The organism is Streptomyces sp. NBC_00210 (assembly GCF_045160975.1).
Lineage (GTDB): Bacteria > Actinomycetota > Actinomycetes > Streptomycetales > Streptomycetaceae > Streptomyces.
This window is the reverse complement of the sequence record NZ_CP108120.1, coordinates 2,926,877-2,940,118: the sequence shown is the minus strand read 5'-3', so window position 1 is coordinate 2,940,118 and position 13,242 is coordinate 2,926,877. Positions and strand designations below refer to the sequence as shown.

At 71.6% G+C, this 13,242-nt stretch carries 8 protein-coding genes; 5 read left to right on the top strand and 3 right to left on the bottom strand.

Annotation, left to right across the window (positions count from 1 at the left end):
* Entirely contained in the window at positions 1 to 852 is an 852-nt protein-coding gene (locus OG729_RS13110) for a DUF4097 family beta strand repeat-containing protein (protein WP_404724147.1), read from the bottom strand.
* 188 nt (positions 853 to 1,040) lie between these two features.
* Here OG729_RS13110 and OG729_RS13105 point away from each other — a divergent pair, with 188 nt between their 5' ends.
* Complete coding sequence (locus OG729_RS13105; protein WP_405806154.1) at positions 1,041 to 1,847, top strand: hypothetical protein; 807 nt, start codon at positions 1,041 to 1,043, stop codon at positions 1,845 to 1,847.
* Between the two features lie 41 nt (positions 1,848 to 1,888).
* On the opposite strand, the gene OG729_RS13100 is transcribed toward OG729_RS13105, so the two are convergent.
* Positions 1,889 to 2,071 carry a DUF6104 family protein gene (locus tag OG729_RS13100; protein WP_055509879.1) on the bottom strand — a complete coding sequence of 61 codons (183 nt, stop codon included), beginning with the start codon at positions 2,069 to 2,071 and terminating at the stop codon, positions 1,889 to 1,891.
* A 143-nt stretch (positions 2,072 to 2,214) separates the two neighbouring features.
* Here OG729_RS13100 and OG729_RS13095 point away from each other — a divergent pair, with 143 nt between their 5' ends.
* The 4 genes from OG729_RS13095 (at position 2,215) to OG729_RS13080 (ending at position 9,092) form a co-directional block, all read left to right on the top strand.
* The gene (locus tag OG729_RS13095) at positions 2,215 to 2,649 is read left to right on the top strand and encodes a CU044_2847 family protein (RefSeq protein ID WP_405806153.1); all 435 of its coding nucleotides are present in this window, start codon (positions 2,215 to 2,217) and stop codon (positions 2,647 to 2,649) included.
* On the top strand, positions 2,646 to 4,631 hold the full coding sequence (locus OG729_RS13090; protein WP_405806152.1) for a trypsin-like peptidase domain-containing protein: 1,986 nt from the start codon (positions 2,646 to 2,648) through the stop codon (positions 4,629 to 4,631). Before OG729_RS13095 ends, OG729_RS13090 begins: the two co-directional genes overlap by 4 nt.
* A gap of 186 nt (positions 4,632 to 4,817) precedes the next feature.
* A complete protein-coding gene (locus tag OG729_RS13085) occupies positions 4,818 to 5,819 on the top strand; it encodes a MoxR family ATPase (protein ID WP_360873292.1) in 1,002 nt (333 codons plus the stop codon).
* A 3-nt stretch (positions 5,820 to 5,822) separates the two neighbouring features.
* Complete coding sequence (locus OG729_RS13080; RefSeq protein WP_405806150.1) at positions 5,823 to 9,092, top strand: SAV_2336 N-terminal domain-related protein; 3,270 nt, start codon at positions 5,823 to 5,825, stop codon at positions 9,090 to 9,092.
* Between the two features lie 63 nt (positions 9,093 to 9,155).
* Here the strand turns inward: OG729_RS13080 and OG729_RS13075 are convergent, their stop codons facing one another.
* Positions 9,156 to 13,025, bottom strand: coding sequence for a multifunctional oxoglutarate decarboxylase/oxoglutarate dehydrogenase thiamine pyrophosphate-binding subunit/dihydrolipoyllysine-residue succinyltransferase subunit (locus tag OG729_RS13075; protein WP_405806148.1), 3,870 nt, complete (start codon positions 13,023 to 13,025; stop codon positions 9,156 to 9,158).
* Positions 13,026 to 13,242: the final 217 nt, after the last annotated feature.

Here is a 13,242-nt window from a genome sequence, read left to right as displayed (position 1 = left end):
TCAGAGCACCTTTCCTGCGGGAGCCGCGTCGTGCGGGTCGTCCTCCGCCGGCGGTCGGCGCAGCAACGCGATCGAGCCCGACACCGTCGTCGCCTTCAGCTTGCCCGTGCCCGCCCCCAGCGTGCCGGTGATCTTCTTCGCGCCCCACTGGCCGCTGACCCGCAGATCGTCGAAGGCGTTGGAGACCGCACCGCTCGCGGTGTTCGCCTCGACCTGCGCGTCCGCGGGGTGCGGCAGCCTGATCGCGACCTCGCCCGAGACCGTGGTCAGCCGGATGTCCGTCGGCTTCCCCGCGGGGTCCAGGTCGATGACCATGTCGCCGCTGACCGACTCGGCCCGTACGGAGGAGCCGGCGCCCTCGATCACGGTCAGATCGCCGGAGACGGAGTTGTAGCGCAGATCGCCGGTGACGGACTGGGCCTCCAGGTTCCCGGAGACCGTGTCGGCGCGGACCGCGCCGGAGAGCCCGACCAGCGTGGTGTCGCCGCTGACGCCGCGTACGGCCGTCGTCCCCTGGATCCGCGAGATGACCGCGCCCGCGCCGACGACGCCGACCTCGACGGACGAGCCGGCCGGCACGGCGAGGGAGACCACCGCGCTGCGGTGCCAGCCCTTGCGGTCGAGCCATTTGAGGAAGCCCTTCCAGGGCAGGTCCTCGTACGCGACGGTGAGTGTGGAGCCCTGCTGCGTGACGATCAGCGGAGGTCCGTCGATCTCGGTGATCTCAAGGCGGGCGGAACCTTCGTCCGTGCCAACGACGTTGACCGTTCCGTTGACGATGCGCACATTGAGTGCCGTCACGGGGTCGTCGAAGGTGAGCTTCTTCGGCTCTGAGACGGACCACTCGGACATGATGCAGACCTCCCTGGGCGGGCTGTGACGCAACATATCGCGTCTTATGCTCAACACGATATATCGCGGTTGCAGGATGTCAAGCGCTATGACGGGGTATATGGGCGGGGTATCGGGCGGGGCACCGGGTGCTGGCGTCGTCGCCCATGAGCGGTCATACGGGCACAAATTGGCCTAGCGTAAGGCGCATGAACGCGACATCCGTGGGTGCGTTGCTGCTCTGCCGGGCCGAGCCCGCCGTCGTACGACCCCCCGCCCATCTGCTCCGCGAGCAGCAGCTCCTCATCCCGGCCGGCCAGAACTGGAGCATGCTCGTCCCGGAGGGAAAGCCCTGGCTGGACGGCGGCGAACCGGTCGACCGGGTGCTCGCGGGCTGGGCGGCGGCACTCGCCGTCGGCGTGAACTGGCCGGTGCTCGCCCTGTGGTGGGACGGCGACCGCGCCGGATTCACCCTCGCGTCCGGCTTCCGCAGGCCCGTCGGCTACACCTGGCTCGCGGACGGCACGCCGGTCGGCGAGGACGAGGCGATGCGCACCTTCGCCGCCCGCCTCGGCCTCGATCCCGTACTCGACATGCAGGCGCTGGAGCCGCTCACGCTCCCCGACCCGGGGTCGGACGCGCGGACCCGGCTGCTCGGGCTGATCGCCGTCCTCGCGCGGGACGGCCTGTATCTGCCCATGGGCATGACGCCGGGTGAATCGGCCGACCGGCTGCGATCGGTCGCCCGTGCGCTGGGCGCCGAGCCGGTGGAGTGGTCGGGCTGGCGCGACGCCGTACGGGCGGAACTCGACGTGGTCGAGGGGGGCCCGCTCGGTCCATGGCTCCGCGGCCCGAAGGCCCGACTGCTGGGAGCCGCCCAGCTGGCGGCCGGGGTGCCGCTGGCGGTGTGGGGGCTGCGGCGGCGCAGCGGCGGCTGGGCGGTGGCGGGGGCGGTGCTGATGGCGCACGGGGTGCTGGGTCTTGCGTACGACCGGCTGCGCGAGCGAAGGGCCTAGGAGGGCCTACCTGCCCCTCGGCGTCGCTCGTCCCCGCCGTACTACTCGTCCTCGTCCTCGTCGTCCAGCCGCGCCAGCCACGTCGCCAGCCGCTCCACCGGGACCTCGAAGTCGGGGTTCAGGTCGACAAACGTACGCAGCTGCTCGGCGAGCCACTCGAAGGTGACCTCCTCCTGGCCGCGTCGCTTCTCCAGCTCCTCGATGCCGCGATCGGTGAAGTACAAGACATGCTCCTGGTACGGATGGAACCCAAACTCTTCAGACTCTCCAGATTACGGCGACTTCCGGCTCTCGCCTGCAACCGGGCAGGCCAGTAACGTCGTCGCCTCGGGTGCATTGGCGGTCGACCGCCAAGAGGGGGACAGCCGTGAACGGACGCGTCCAGCAGATAGAACTCCCCGGGGGAGCCGTCGTGCTCGCCCGGCTCTCCACTCCTGGCGGTGGATACGGCGAGGACGACGAGGACGTCGGCTTCGTCGAGAACGCCACCGCCAAGGTCCAGCAGCTGCAGCAGCTGATCACGGACGTCGGCGCCTCCGTACTCGAGGCCGCGGCCGCCGTCGGGCCCGACGAGGCGAGCGTCTCCTTCGGCGTCGAGCTGACCGCCAAGTCGGGGGTCGCCCTCGCCGTGCTCGCAGCGGGGGAGGCCAAGGCATCCGTCCAGGTCACCCTCACCTGGCAGCTCAAGGACCGGCGCACGGATCAGCAGAGCACGGATCAGCGCACGGATCAGGCCACCGGCCCGCCCACGGTGCCGCCCGCGCATCAGCTCACGTACCAGCCTCACCCAGACACGACATGACCGACTCCGATTCCGTCATCGATGCCCTCACCCGCGCGGCAACCGTTCACTTTACCTCCGCCCACCAGGACGCCAGCATGTGGGGCAGCGGCTTCTTCGTCGCGCCCGGCTGGGTCCTGACCTGCGCACACGTACTCGCCCCCCATCTCAAGGGCGACCGGACCCGGACCTTCCACCTCAGTGGCAGCGAGGTCAACGACGGCGAACCGCTCGCAGCCCGCCTGGAGTGCTGGCTGCTCGACGGCGAGCCGCGCGCCGAGCAGCGCGTGCCGGTCGAGCAGGATCTCGCCCTCGTACGCCTCGTCGAGTCCGGCGTCGAGCACGAGTGCGTCTGGCTCACCGACCGTACCGAGTACCCCGGCGGCCGCGGGATCGTCCAGGGCTACCGGCCCGAGGAGGATTCCGTACGGCGGGCCGTGCGCTGGAAGGCCGCGGCCAGGATCAACGGCTTCGACGACGACTACGGCATGCGATTTCGGCCAGAGGCCGAGTTCCCCAAGGGCGGCTCTGGATCCCCGGTGCTCGATGCCCACACCGGCGCCGTCGTCGGCATCCTCAAGTCCCGCCGGGTCGGCAGGGACGGCGGCATGGCCATCGCGGCCACCGCAATGCGCCGGTTCGGGCCCACGTACCAGGTCCTCATGGCCGCGCACGACCGCTGGCACGGTCAGTCCCCGAAGGTCACGGGGCACAACTGGATCGAGCGCCAGCACCAGTTACCCGGCGCCGGCCTGCACACGGGTGGCGACCAGTGGAGCCCCCGCGACCGCCGCGAGGCGCTGTTCCTGCTTGCCGCCGTGCATCCGCCCGCCGCCATCCGGCCCGTCGTCGAGCTCGCCAAGAAGGCTCGCGGCGGCGTCGCTTCGCCGCCCGGCCAGCTGCTGCCGCGCAGCTGGCGCGACGGACACGGCCTGCTGTACGAGGCGGGGCAGCCCGTCGCCGCCATCGCCGCGCTGCACTACCTCCAGCTGGTGGTGGAGTACGAGCGCAGCCGCGGCGGCGACCCCGTGGCGCTCGCCGACTGGGTGGCCCACCGGCTCCAGGACGTGCCTCGTATCGTGCACACCGTGGTCACCGAGGCCACCCTGCCGCCGGGGCTCGTCCATGCGCGCACACCCGACGGGCAGGACCGGATAGTCGTCCGCTACCCGCGGCCCGGCGACGGGTCCGCCGTTGTCATCGTCGAGCTGGAGCCCGTCTGCGACGCCCGCACCGTCCGCTTCTACTGGCGCATCCGCGTCGACGACGGCCAGGACGTGAACGAGCCGCTGCACGAGGAGCAGACCGGCGACGGTGTTCCGCCCGAACAGCTCGTCCAGAAGCTGCGCGGCCCGCTGGACGAGGTCTTCGCGTCCGTCGACTCGCCCGGTGCCCCCGCACCCCTCGAAGTCGCCCTGCCTGTCGACCACTTCGACACCGCCGTACACCGCTGGCAGCTCACCGAGATGGCCAGGCTGCACCATCCGGCGTATGTCGGCGTACGGAGAATGGTGGTGCTGCGCGACCTCGCGAGACGAGGGAAACCGGACGCCTTGTGGCAGCGCCGCTGGGAGGGCTTACTGGCCTCCGATGCGCTCACGGCCTGCCGCACCCCGCCGCAGCGACAGGTCCCACGACCACGGCACTTCGAGGACATGCCGCCGTCCGCCGTGCCCGTCCTGTGCAGGCCCGCAGGCAGCGGCGTCGGGCGAAGAGCCATCGGGATGGCACTCCAGGCCGGACTCGGCATCGCCCTGTGGCACACGGACGGCCATCCCGACCACGGCTGTACGGAGTTCTGCGAGGAACTGCACCAGGGCGCTGCCCAGCTGCTCGGACAGACCGCGGCCGCCGTTGAGTTACCCGACCGGTTGCGCCGTATCAGAGACGACATCAGCGGATCGAGGAACAGCCGGCACTGGGCGGAAGGGGTGGCCATGCTCTACGACGACCCGAGCCGCCCTCTGCCCGCCGACGACACCGGACCGGTGGATTCCCCATGAGAGGCCGCCGCCGGGGTACTCGCATGCGCCTCGCGGTGTCCGCGCCGGGCACCGTGGCCGACCCGTGTTTCCGGCCGGGGGGTCCGGGAACCGTCCCCCGGAAAATGCAGTCTGGGACGGCGGGACGGTGGGTAAATGTCCCCCACATGGTCCGCCACGGGTCCCACAGGACCTAGGGAGCGAGCGATGGACGACTGGCTGATCTACCGAGGCGTCGGCGCACCGGATCCCGACCGGATCCGCAGGCTGCCGCCCCCGCCCCCGTGGCGCGCCTTCTCCGGAGAGCCGCTGCCCGACCCGGCCCCGCCGATCGACAGCTCGTCGACGCGGCGGCTCGGCGCGCGTGTGGAGGCCCCGCCCGCCCAGGACGCCGAAGCGCTCGAACTGATCAACGCCGCCCTGTACTTGCGGCGGCCGCTCCTCGTCACCGGCGAGCCCGGCTCCGGCAAGTCCACGCTCGCCCACTCCATCGCCTACGAACTGGGGCTCGGCCGGGTCCTCCAGTGGCCCATCGTCAGCCGCACCGAGCTCAAGGACGGGCTCTACACCTACGACGCCATCGGCCGGCTCCAGGACGCCCAGCTCGCCGAGCGGGGGTCCGACGACATCGGCCGCTACATCAGGCTCGGGCCCCTCGGCACCGCGCTGCTGCCTGCCGAGCGGCCCCGGGTGCTGCTCATCGACGAGCTCGACAAGAGCGACATCGATCTGCCGAACGACCTGCTGAACGTGGTGGAGGAGGGCGAGTTCGCCCTCCCCGAGCTGGAGCGGATGGCCGACCGGCCGGGTCACGACGAGGTGCAGGTGCTCACCGACGACGGCCGCCGGGTGCCCGTGCGGGACGGCAGGGTGCGCTGCCACGCCTTCCCCTTCGTGGTGATGACCAGCAATGGAGAGCGCGACTTCCCCGCCCCGCTGCTGCGCCGCTGCATCCATCTGCACCTCGACCCGCCGCGCGACGAGCGGCTCGCGGCGATGGTGCAGGCCCACTTCGGGGCCGGGGCGGACGAGCAGAACCTCGATCTGATCGGGCAGTTCACGCGGGACGACGGAGACGGCGAACTGCGCCCGACCGACCAGCTGCTCAACGCCATCTATCTCACCCAGCACGCGGTACGCGCGGACACGGGGCGGCGCGAGGAGCTGGCCGAGCTGCTGATACGTCCCCTCGACACCCGGCAGCGCTGACCTGTGACCCCGGCCCCGCGGCCCGCCGCCGCACCGGCTCTGACCGCCCTCGTCGCGCGGCTGCGTGAGGTGGAACTGAAGCCGACCGCCGAGGAGTTGGCGGACGCCCTGTGGCTGTCGCGGTTCGTGCCGCCCGTGGCCTCCCGGCGGCCGGGCCCCGAGAGAGCGGGTCCCGTCGGGCCGCCGCCAGTGGACCGCCCGCCCGTGGAGGCCGTGCCGGGGCATGCGCCCTCGTTGTTCCCGGCCGGGCCGCCGCCACGGCCCCGCGTCGGCCTCTTCGGTCCCGCGCAGTCGGGCGGCGTGCCCGGCGGCGTACCGGCCACCGGCATGCGCAGGGTTCCCGTGCCCGCCGCCGCCGCGCTGCCGGACCCGCTCGCGCTCCAGCGTTCGCTGCGGCCCCTGCAGCGGTACCGGCCGCCCATGCGCCTGGTCCGCCGCGAGATCGACGAGGTCGCGACAGCCGACCGGGCAGCAGACACCGGCCTGGTGGTGCCGGTGCTGCGCACGGTCCGGCGGCGCGAGGCGCGGCTCGCCCTGGTCATGGACGTCTCCTCGTCGAATGTCGTGTGGGACAAGGCCCTTGACGAGCTGCGGCAGGTCTGCGAGCGCGCCGGGGCCTTCCGCGAGGTCGCCGTGCACCACCTGCGCGAGGACGAGCCGACCCCCGCCCAGCTCGGCGACCCCACCGGACGGCAGCTGACCGTGGTGCTCAGCGACTGCGCGGGCCCGATGTGGCGCGGCGGCCGGATGCAGCGGCTGCTGCACACCTGGGCCTCGACCGCGCCGGTCGCCGTCGTGCAGCCGCTGCCGCAGCGGATGTGGCGGCGTACGCATCTGCCCGCGCAGCCCGGGCTGCTGCGGAGGCGCGAAGGACCGGTCGGACGGCTGGAGTTCACCCCGCACTTCGCCCCGCAGGGCGCTGTGGAGTGGGGCATACCGGTTCCGGTGCTGGCGCTGCGCCGCTCCTCGTTCGAGGCCTGGACACGGCTGGTGGCCGGCGCGACGGGGCAGTCGCTGAACGCGGCAGCCGGTCTTGTGCGGGCCCGCCACAGGGCCGCCGCGAGCCCGTCCCGTACGGCACAGGACATCGCGGCCCCCGAGCGCGTACGGACCTTCCGCAGGACCGCATCGCCCGCCGCCACTCAGCTCGCCGTGTATCTCTCCGCGGTCCCGCTGGTGCTACCGGTGATGCAGCTCGTCCAGCGCGCCATGCTGGTGCGCAGCGGCCCCGACGTGCTGGCGGAGGTCCTGCTCAGCGGGCTGCTGCGGCGGGACGGCCACGGCCCGGACGAGCGGGAGGGCGGACCGGCGTACGCCTTCCTGGACGGCGTCCGTGAGGAGCTGCTCGGCCAACTGGGCGCCAGCAGCGCGGCGTTGGTCCTGAAGCACTGCTCCGAGTACGTCGAGTCGCGCTACGGGCGCACCGTGCGCAACTTCCCGGCCCTGGCCGCCGCCTTCCTGGCCGGCTCGGTGGACCCGCACCCACTGCCCCACGCCGCTCCCGCCGGCCACAGCCAGTGGGCGTTCGCGCAGGTCTCGGCGCAGGTGCTGCGGCGGCTCGGCGGCACGGAGCCGGCCTCGCCGCCGGGCGGTCTGCCGAAGGACGGCCCGGCGGGCCTGGTGGCGCAGGCCCGCGCCTGTCTGACGCACTTCGGCGAGTACGGCACCGTACGCGACCTGGACGAGGCGATCCGACTGCTCGGCTCGGCCACACAAGCCGAACGCCGCACTGCTCAACGGGCAGCGCTGTACGGGGAGCTGGCCGAGGCCATGCTGCGCCGCTGGCTGGTGCGGCCGCTGCCCGAGGACCTGCGCGAGGCCCTGGACGCCGCCCAGAACGCGCTCAACGGGAAACCGGGGGCCCATCTGACGCTCGCGCACGTCCTCGAGGCGATGGCCGACGAGGTGCAGGCGGGCCGGCTCAGCCCCCGCCTGATGCCGGAGTGGGTACGGGTCCAGGCGGCCGCCGCGCCCGACGACACGGGCCTGGTGGCGGCGATCCTGCTGGCGACGGCCGATGCCGGCCTCGCCGAGCTGACCGAGGACCCGCCGCGGCCCGACGCCGTGCGGGTCCTCAGGGAAGCCGCGGCGGCCGACCGGATCCGGGTGCTGCGGCGACTCGCCGTGACGGGCGCTCCGTACGGGCTGCGCGGCCCGGTCCGGCCCGAGGACTGGTTCACCGAGACGCTGCAGTGCGCACTCGGAGTCGTACAACTGCTGCTGGCCGACGAGAACCGGGAGTCCGCGCTGCTCGTCAAGGGCGGCATCCTGCTCGAACTGGCCCGCCACTACCGGGGCGAGGGCCCCGTGCCCAGGGCCACCGACGAGGAGGACCGGATCGCCTCCCGGGCCTTCGCCGACCGGGCCGACAAGGATCTGCACGCGGGCATCGACGGGCTCGACTGGGACGCCATCGCGCAGCCGGAGCTCTGCCGCGCCTGGCTGGACTACGCGGACGCCATCGAGTTCGCCCACGAGAACCCGGACGACGACGACAGGCTGCGCATCCTCCAGGCCCTGGACCAGGCGCGCCAGCACGTCGGCAAGGACGAGGAGGTGCAGGCCGACATCCTGCTGCGGATGGCCCGCGTCCTGGAGCAGCGCTATGCCTCCACCGGCGGCTGGGCGCACCGCGACTCGGCGGTGGCGGCCTGGACGGAGGCCGTGCCGCTCCTGCCCTGGCACGACCCGAGCCGTGCCGTGGTGCTCACCTCGCTGGGCAGGCAGCTGACCGAGCGCGGTGTGGACAAGAACTCCGCCGCCGACATTCACGCGGCCGTACGGGCCTTGCGCGGTGCGATCGACGAGACGGCGGCGGACGATCCCGAACTCCCGCGCCGCCGGGCCCTGCTGGGCCACGCCTACCTCGAACGCTTCCGCGCCGACGGCACGGTCGCCGATCTGCACGAGGCGGACTGGATGCTGGGCGCCGCGGCCCGGGCCGCGGCCGACCCCGAACTGGCCGCGTACGCCTGGTGGTACCGCGCCCTGGCCTCCGCACTGCTGGCCCGGCGCACGGCCTCGCACCCGAGGCTCCAGGACGCCGCTGCCCACTACCGCCGGGCCGCGGCGCAGCCCGGGGCCGGTGAGGTGCTGGAGCGGGCGGCCGCCGCCCAGTGGATGCGGGCCACCCGTCTGGAGCGCACGGCCGGCGAGGAGCGCGCCCTGGAGGAGCACCGGGCGGTGCTGTCGATGCTGATCGCCGCGGACGCGGCAGGGATACAGCCGGCGGACCTGATGCGCCAGGAGATCGCCAGACTCGAGGGCGCCTGAGCAACGCCGAGGGCCCGGCTCCGAGTCGAACTCGGTGCCGGGCCCTTTATGGCGTACGACCGGTCAGGCCTCGTAGACCTCGTTGAGCAGCTGCTGCTGCTCCGCCTGGTGGCGCTTGGCCGAGCCGACCGCCGGGGACGAGCCGTGCGGACGCGAGATCCGGCGCAGGCGCTCGGCGCCGGGGATGTCCGCGCCGACCGCAAGGTCCAGGTGGTCGATCAGGTTGAGCGCGATGAACGGCCACGCACCCTGGTTCGCCGGTTCCTCCTGCACCCAGAGGTACTTCTCGGCGTTCGGGAACTTGGCGATCTCGGCCTGCAGCTCGGTACCCGGCAGCGGGTACAGCCGCTCCAGACGGATGATCGCGGTGTCCTTGACGCCGCGCTTGACCCGCTCGCCCTCGAGGTCGTAGTAGACCTTGCCGGTGCAGAAGACGACCTTGCGGACCTCGTTCGGGTCCACTGTGTCGTCGCCGATCACCGGGCGGAAGCCGCCGGTGGTGAACTCCTCCGTCTTCGACGCCGCGGCCTTCAGACGCAGCATCGACTTCGGGGTGAAGACGATCAGCGGCTTGTGGTGCGGGTTGTGCACCTGCCAGCGCAGCAGGTGGAAGTAGTTCGACGGCAGGGTCGGCATGGCGACCGTCATGTTGTTCTGCGCGCACAGCTGGAGGAAGCGCTCCGGGCGGGCGGAGCTGTGGTCCGGGCCCTGGCCCTCGTAGCCGTGCGGCAGGAGCAGGGTGACGCCGGAGGTCTGGCCCCACTTCTGCTCGGCGGAGGAGATGAACTCGTCCACGACGGTCTGCGCGCCGTTGACGAAGTCACCGAACTGCGCTTCCCACATGACCAGCGCGTCCGGACGGGCCAGCGAGTAGCCGTACTCGAAGCCCATCGCCGCGTACTCGCTGAGCAGCGAGTCGTAGACGTTGAAGCGCGCCTGGCCCTCGGCGAGGTACAGCAGCGGGGTGTAGTCCTCGCCCGTCTTCTGGTCCACCAGCACCGCGTGGCGCTGGCCGAACGTGCCGCGGCGGGTGTCCTGGCCGGCGAGCCGGACCGTGGTGCCCTCCATCAGCAGCGAGCCGATGGCGATCGTCTCGCCCATGCCCCAGTCGATCGTGCCGTCCTCCACCGAGCCCGCCCGGCGCTGCAGCTGAGGCATCAGACGGGGGTGGACGGTGACGTGGTCGGGGATGTTGACCTGGGACTCGGCGATCCGCTTCACGACCTCCTCGGAGACCGCGGTGGTGACGGCCACGGGGAACTCGGGCTGGGCGTCCGGGACCTGCGCCGGGGCCGGGTGCGAAGTGGCCTCGCGGACCTCCGCGAAGACCTTCTCCAGCTGGCCCTGGAAGTCCTGGAGCGCCTGCTCGGCCTCTTCCAGCGTGATGTCGCCGCGACCGATCAGCGACTCGGTGTACAGCTTGCGCACCGAGCGCTTCTTGTCGATCAGGGTGTACATCTGCGGGTTGGTGAACTGCGGGTTGTCGCCCTCGTTGTGACCGCGGCGGCGGTAGCAGATGAGGTCGATCACGACGTCCTTGTTGAACGTCTGGCGGAACTCGAAGGCGAGCCGCGCGACGCGGACCACGGCCTCCGGGTCGTCGCCGTTCACATGGAAGATCGGCGCCTCGATCATGCGGGCCACGTCGGTCGCGTACATGGACGAACGCGACGACTCCGGGGCGGCGGTGAAGCCGACCTGGTTGTTGATGACGATGTGGACCGTGCCGCCGGTGCGGTAGCCGCGCAGCTGCGACATGTTCAGCGTCTCGGCGACGACACCCTGGCCGGCGAAGGCCGCGTCACCGTGCAGGGCGACCGGCAGGACCGTGAAGTCCGTGCCGCCCTTGTTGATGACGTCCTGCTTGGCGCGCGCGACACCCTCGACAACCGGGTCGACCGCCTCCAGGTGGGAGGGGTTGGCGACCAGCGAGACCTTGATCTGCTCGCCGTCCAGACCGGTGAAGGTGCCGTTGGCGCCCAGGTGGTACTTCACATCGCCGGAGCCGTGCATCGACTTCGGGTCGAGGTTGCCCTCGAACTCCCGGAAGATCTGCGCGTACGACTTCCCGACGATGTTCGCCAGGACGTTCAGACGACCGCGGTGGGCCATGCCGATGACGACCTCGTCGAGGCGCGACTCGGCGGCCGAGTCGATGACCGCGTCGAGCAGCGGAATGACGGACTCGCCGCCCTCCAGCGAGAACCGCTTCTGACCGACGTACTTGGTCTGCAGGAAGGTCTCGAAGGCCTCGGCCGCGTTCAGGCGGCGCAGAATCCGCAGCTGCTCCTCGCGCTCGGGCTTGGAGTGCGGGCGCTCGACCCGGTCCTGGATCCACTTGCGCTGCTTCGGGTCCTGGATGTGCATGAACTCGATGCCGGTGGTGCGGCAGTACGAGTCGCGCAGCACGCCGAGCACATCGCGCAGCTTCATCAGGGACTTGCCGGCGAAGCCGCCGACCGCGAACTCGCGCTCCAGGTCCCACAGCGTGAGCCCGTGCTCGGTGATGTCCAGGTCGGGGTGCTTGCGCTGGCGGTACTCCAGTGGGTCGGTGTCGGCCATGACATGGCCGCGGACCCGGTAGGAGTGGATCAGCTCGAAGACACGTGCGGCCTTGGTGACGTCGTCGTCGTGGCTGGCGTCGATGTCCTTGAGCCAGCGGACCGGCTCGTACGGGATGCGCAGCGCCTCGAAGATGTCGTCGTAGAAGCCGTCCTCGCCGAGGAGGAAGTTGGCGACGATCCGCAGGAACTCGCCGGAGGCGGCGCCCTGGATGACCCGGTGGTCGTACGTCGAGGTCAGCGTCATGACCTTGGCGATGCCCAGCTTGTTCAGGGTGTCCTGGGAGGTGCCCTGGAACTCCGCCGGGTAGTCCATCGAGCCGACGCCCATGATGACCGACTGCCCGGGCATCAGACGCGGCACGGAGTGGACGGTGCCCAGGCCGCCGGGGTTGGTCAGCGAGACGGTGACGCCGGTGAAGTCGTCCATCGTCAGCTTGTTGTTGCGGGCGCGGCGGACGATGTCCTCGTAGGCCTGCCAGAACTCGAAGAAGTTCAGGGTCTCGGCCTTCTTGATGCCCGCGACGACCAGCTGGCGGTCACCGTTGGGCTTCACCAGGTCGATGGCCAGGCCGAAGTTGACGTGCGGCGGCTTGACCAGGACCGGCTTGCCGTCCTTCTCCGTGTACGACCAGTTCATCGACGGCATGGCCTTGATGGCCTGCACCATCGCGAACCCGATGAGGTGGGTGAAGGAGACCTTCCCACCGCGGGCGCGCTTGAGATGGTTGTTGATGACGATGCGGTTGTCGAAGAGCAGCTTCACCGGGACGGCGCGCACGGAGGTGGCCGTGGGCATCTCCAGCGAGGCGTTCATGTTCTTCGCGACCGCGGCGGCGGGCCCGCGCAGGGGCACGACCTCCGCGCCTTCGGGCGCCTTGCCGGCGGCAGCAGCCGCAGGCTTGGGCGCGGCGGCAGGCTTCGCCGGCGCGGGAGCCGGGGCGGCCGGGGCCGCCTGCTGCGCGGCGGGAGCCTGCGCGGCGGGAGCGGCCTGTGGCGCGGCGGTGCCGGTGGCAGCCGGAGCCGCGCCGTTGGCGGTGGGGGTCGCAGCGGCGGCCGGGGCCGCGGTACCCGCAGCCCCCGCGGCTACGGCACCCTGGGCACCCGCCCCGGCTCCCGAAGGCGCGGATCCGTCCGCGGCGGGGGCTTCACTCACCGGCTTCGCCCCTGCGGCGGTAGCACCCGCGCCGCCCGGCTTGTAGTCGGCGAAGAAGTCCCACCAGGCACGGTCGACCGAATTCGGGTCCTGGAGGTACTGCTGGTAGATCTCGTCGACGAGCCACTCATTGGGACCGAACGCGGCGGCAGGGTTCTTACCCTGCCCGCCTTGGTCGGCCGAGATGCTCGAGTTACTGGGGGACTGAGACGACACGGCGGCAACCGCCCTCTTCCGCTTCACAAGGTGATGGACAGCGGAAATAAAGGCTACGCCTCCCTGGCCTGGAGGTGCAGGCCGGGCTGGTCATCGTCGCGCAAGTCACACCGAAGAGCGTGTTTCGTGCGAAGGAATGGCGGGAAACAAGCGTGGTTCTGCATCACCGCGGGTGCCCTTGGGTACTCCGACGGGAGCCTCGGCTCCACCGGAGCGG

Bases quoted from the DNA above. Each gene is read 5' to 3' on its own strand.
- OG729_RS13110 (WP_404724147.1), bottom strand. From the start codon at position 852: ATGTCCGAGTGGTCCGTCTCAGAGCCGAAGAAGCTCACCTTCGACGAC.
- OG729_RS13085 (WP_360873292.1), top strand. From the start codon at position 4,818: ATGGACGACTGGCTGATCTACCGAGGCGTCGGCGCACCGGATCCCGAC.
- OG729_RS13090 (WP_405806152.1), top strand. From the start codon at position 2,646: ATGACCGACTCCGATTCCGTCATCGATGCCCTCACCCGCGCGGCAACC.
- OG729_RS13105 (WP_405806154.1), top strand. From the start codon at position 1,041: ATGAACGCGACATCCGTGGGTGCGTTGCTGCTCTGCCGGGCCGAGCCC.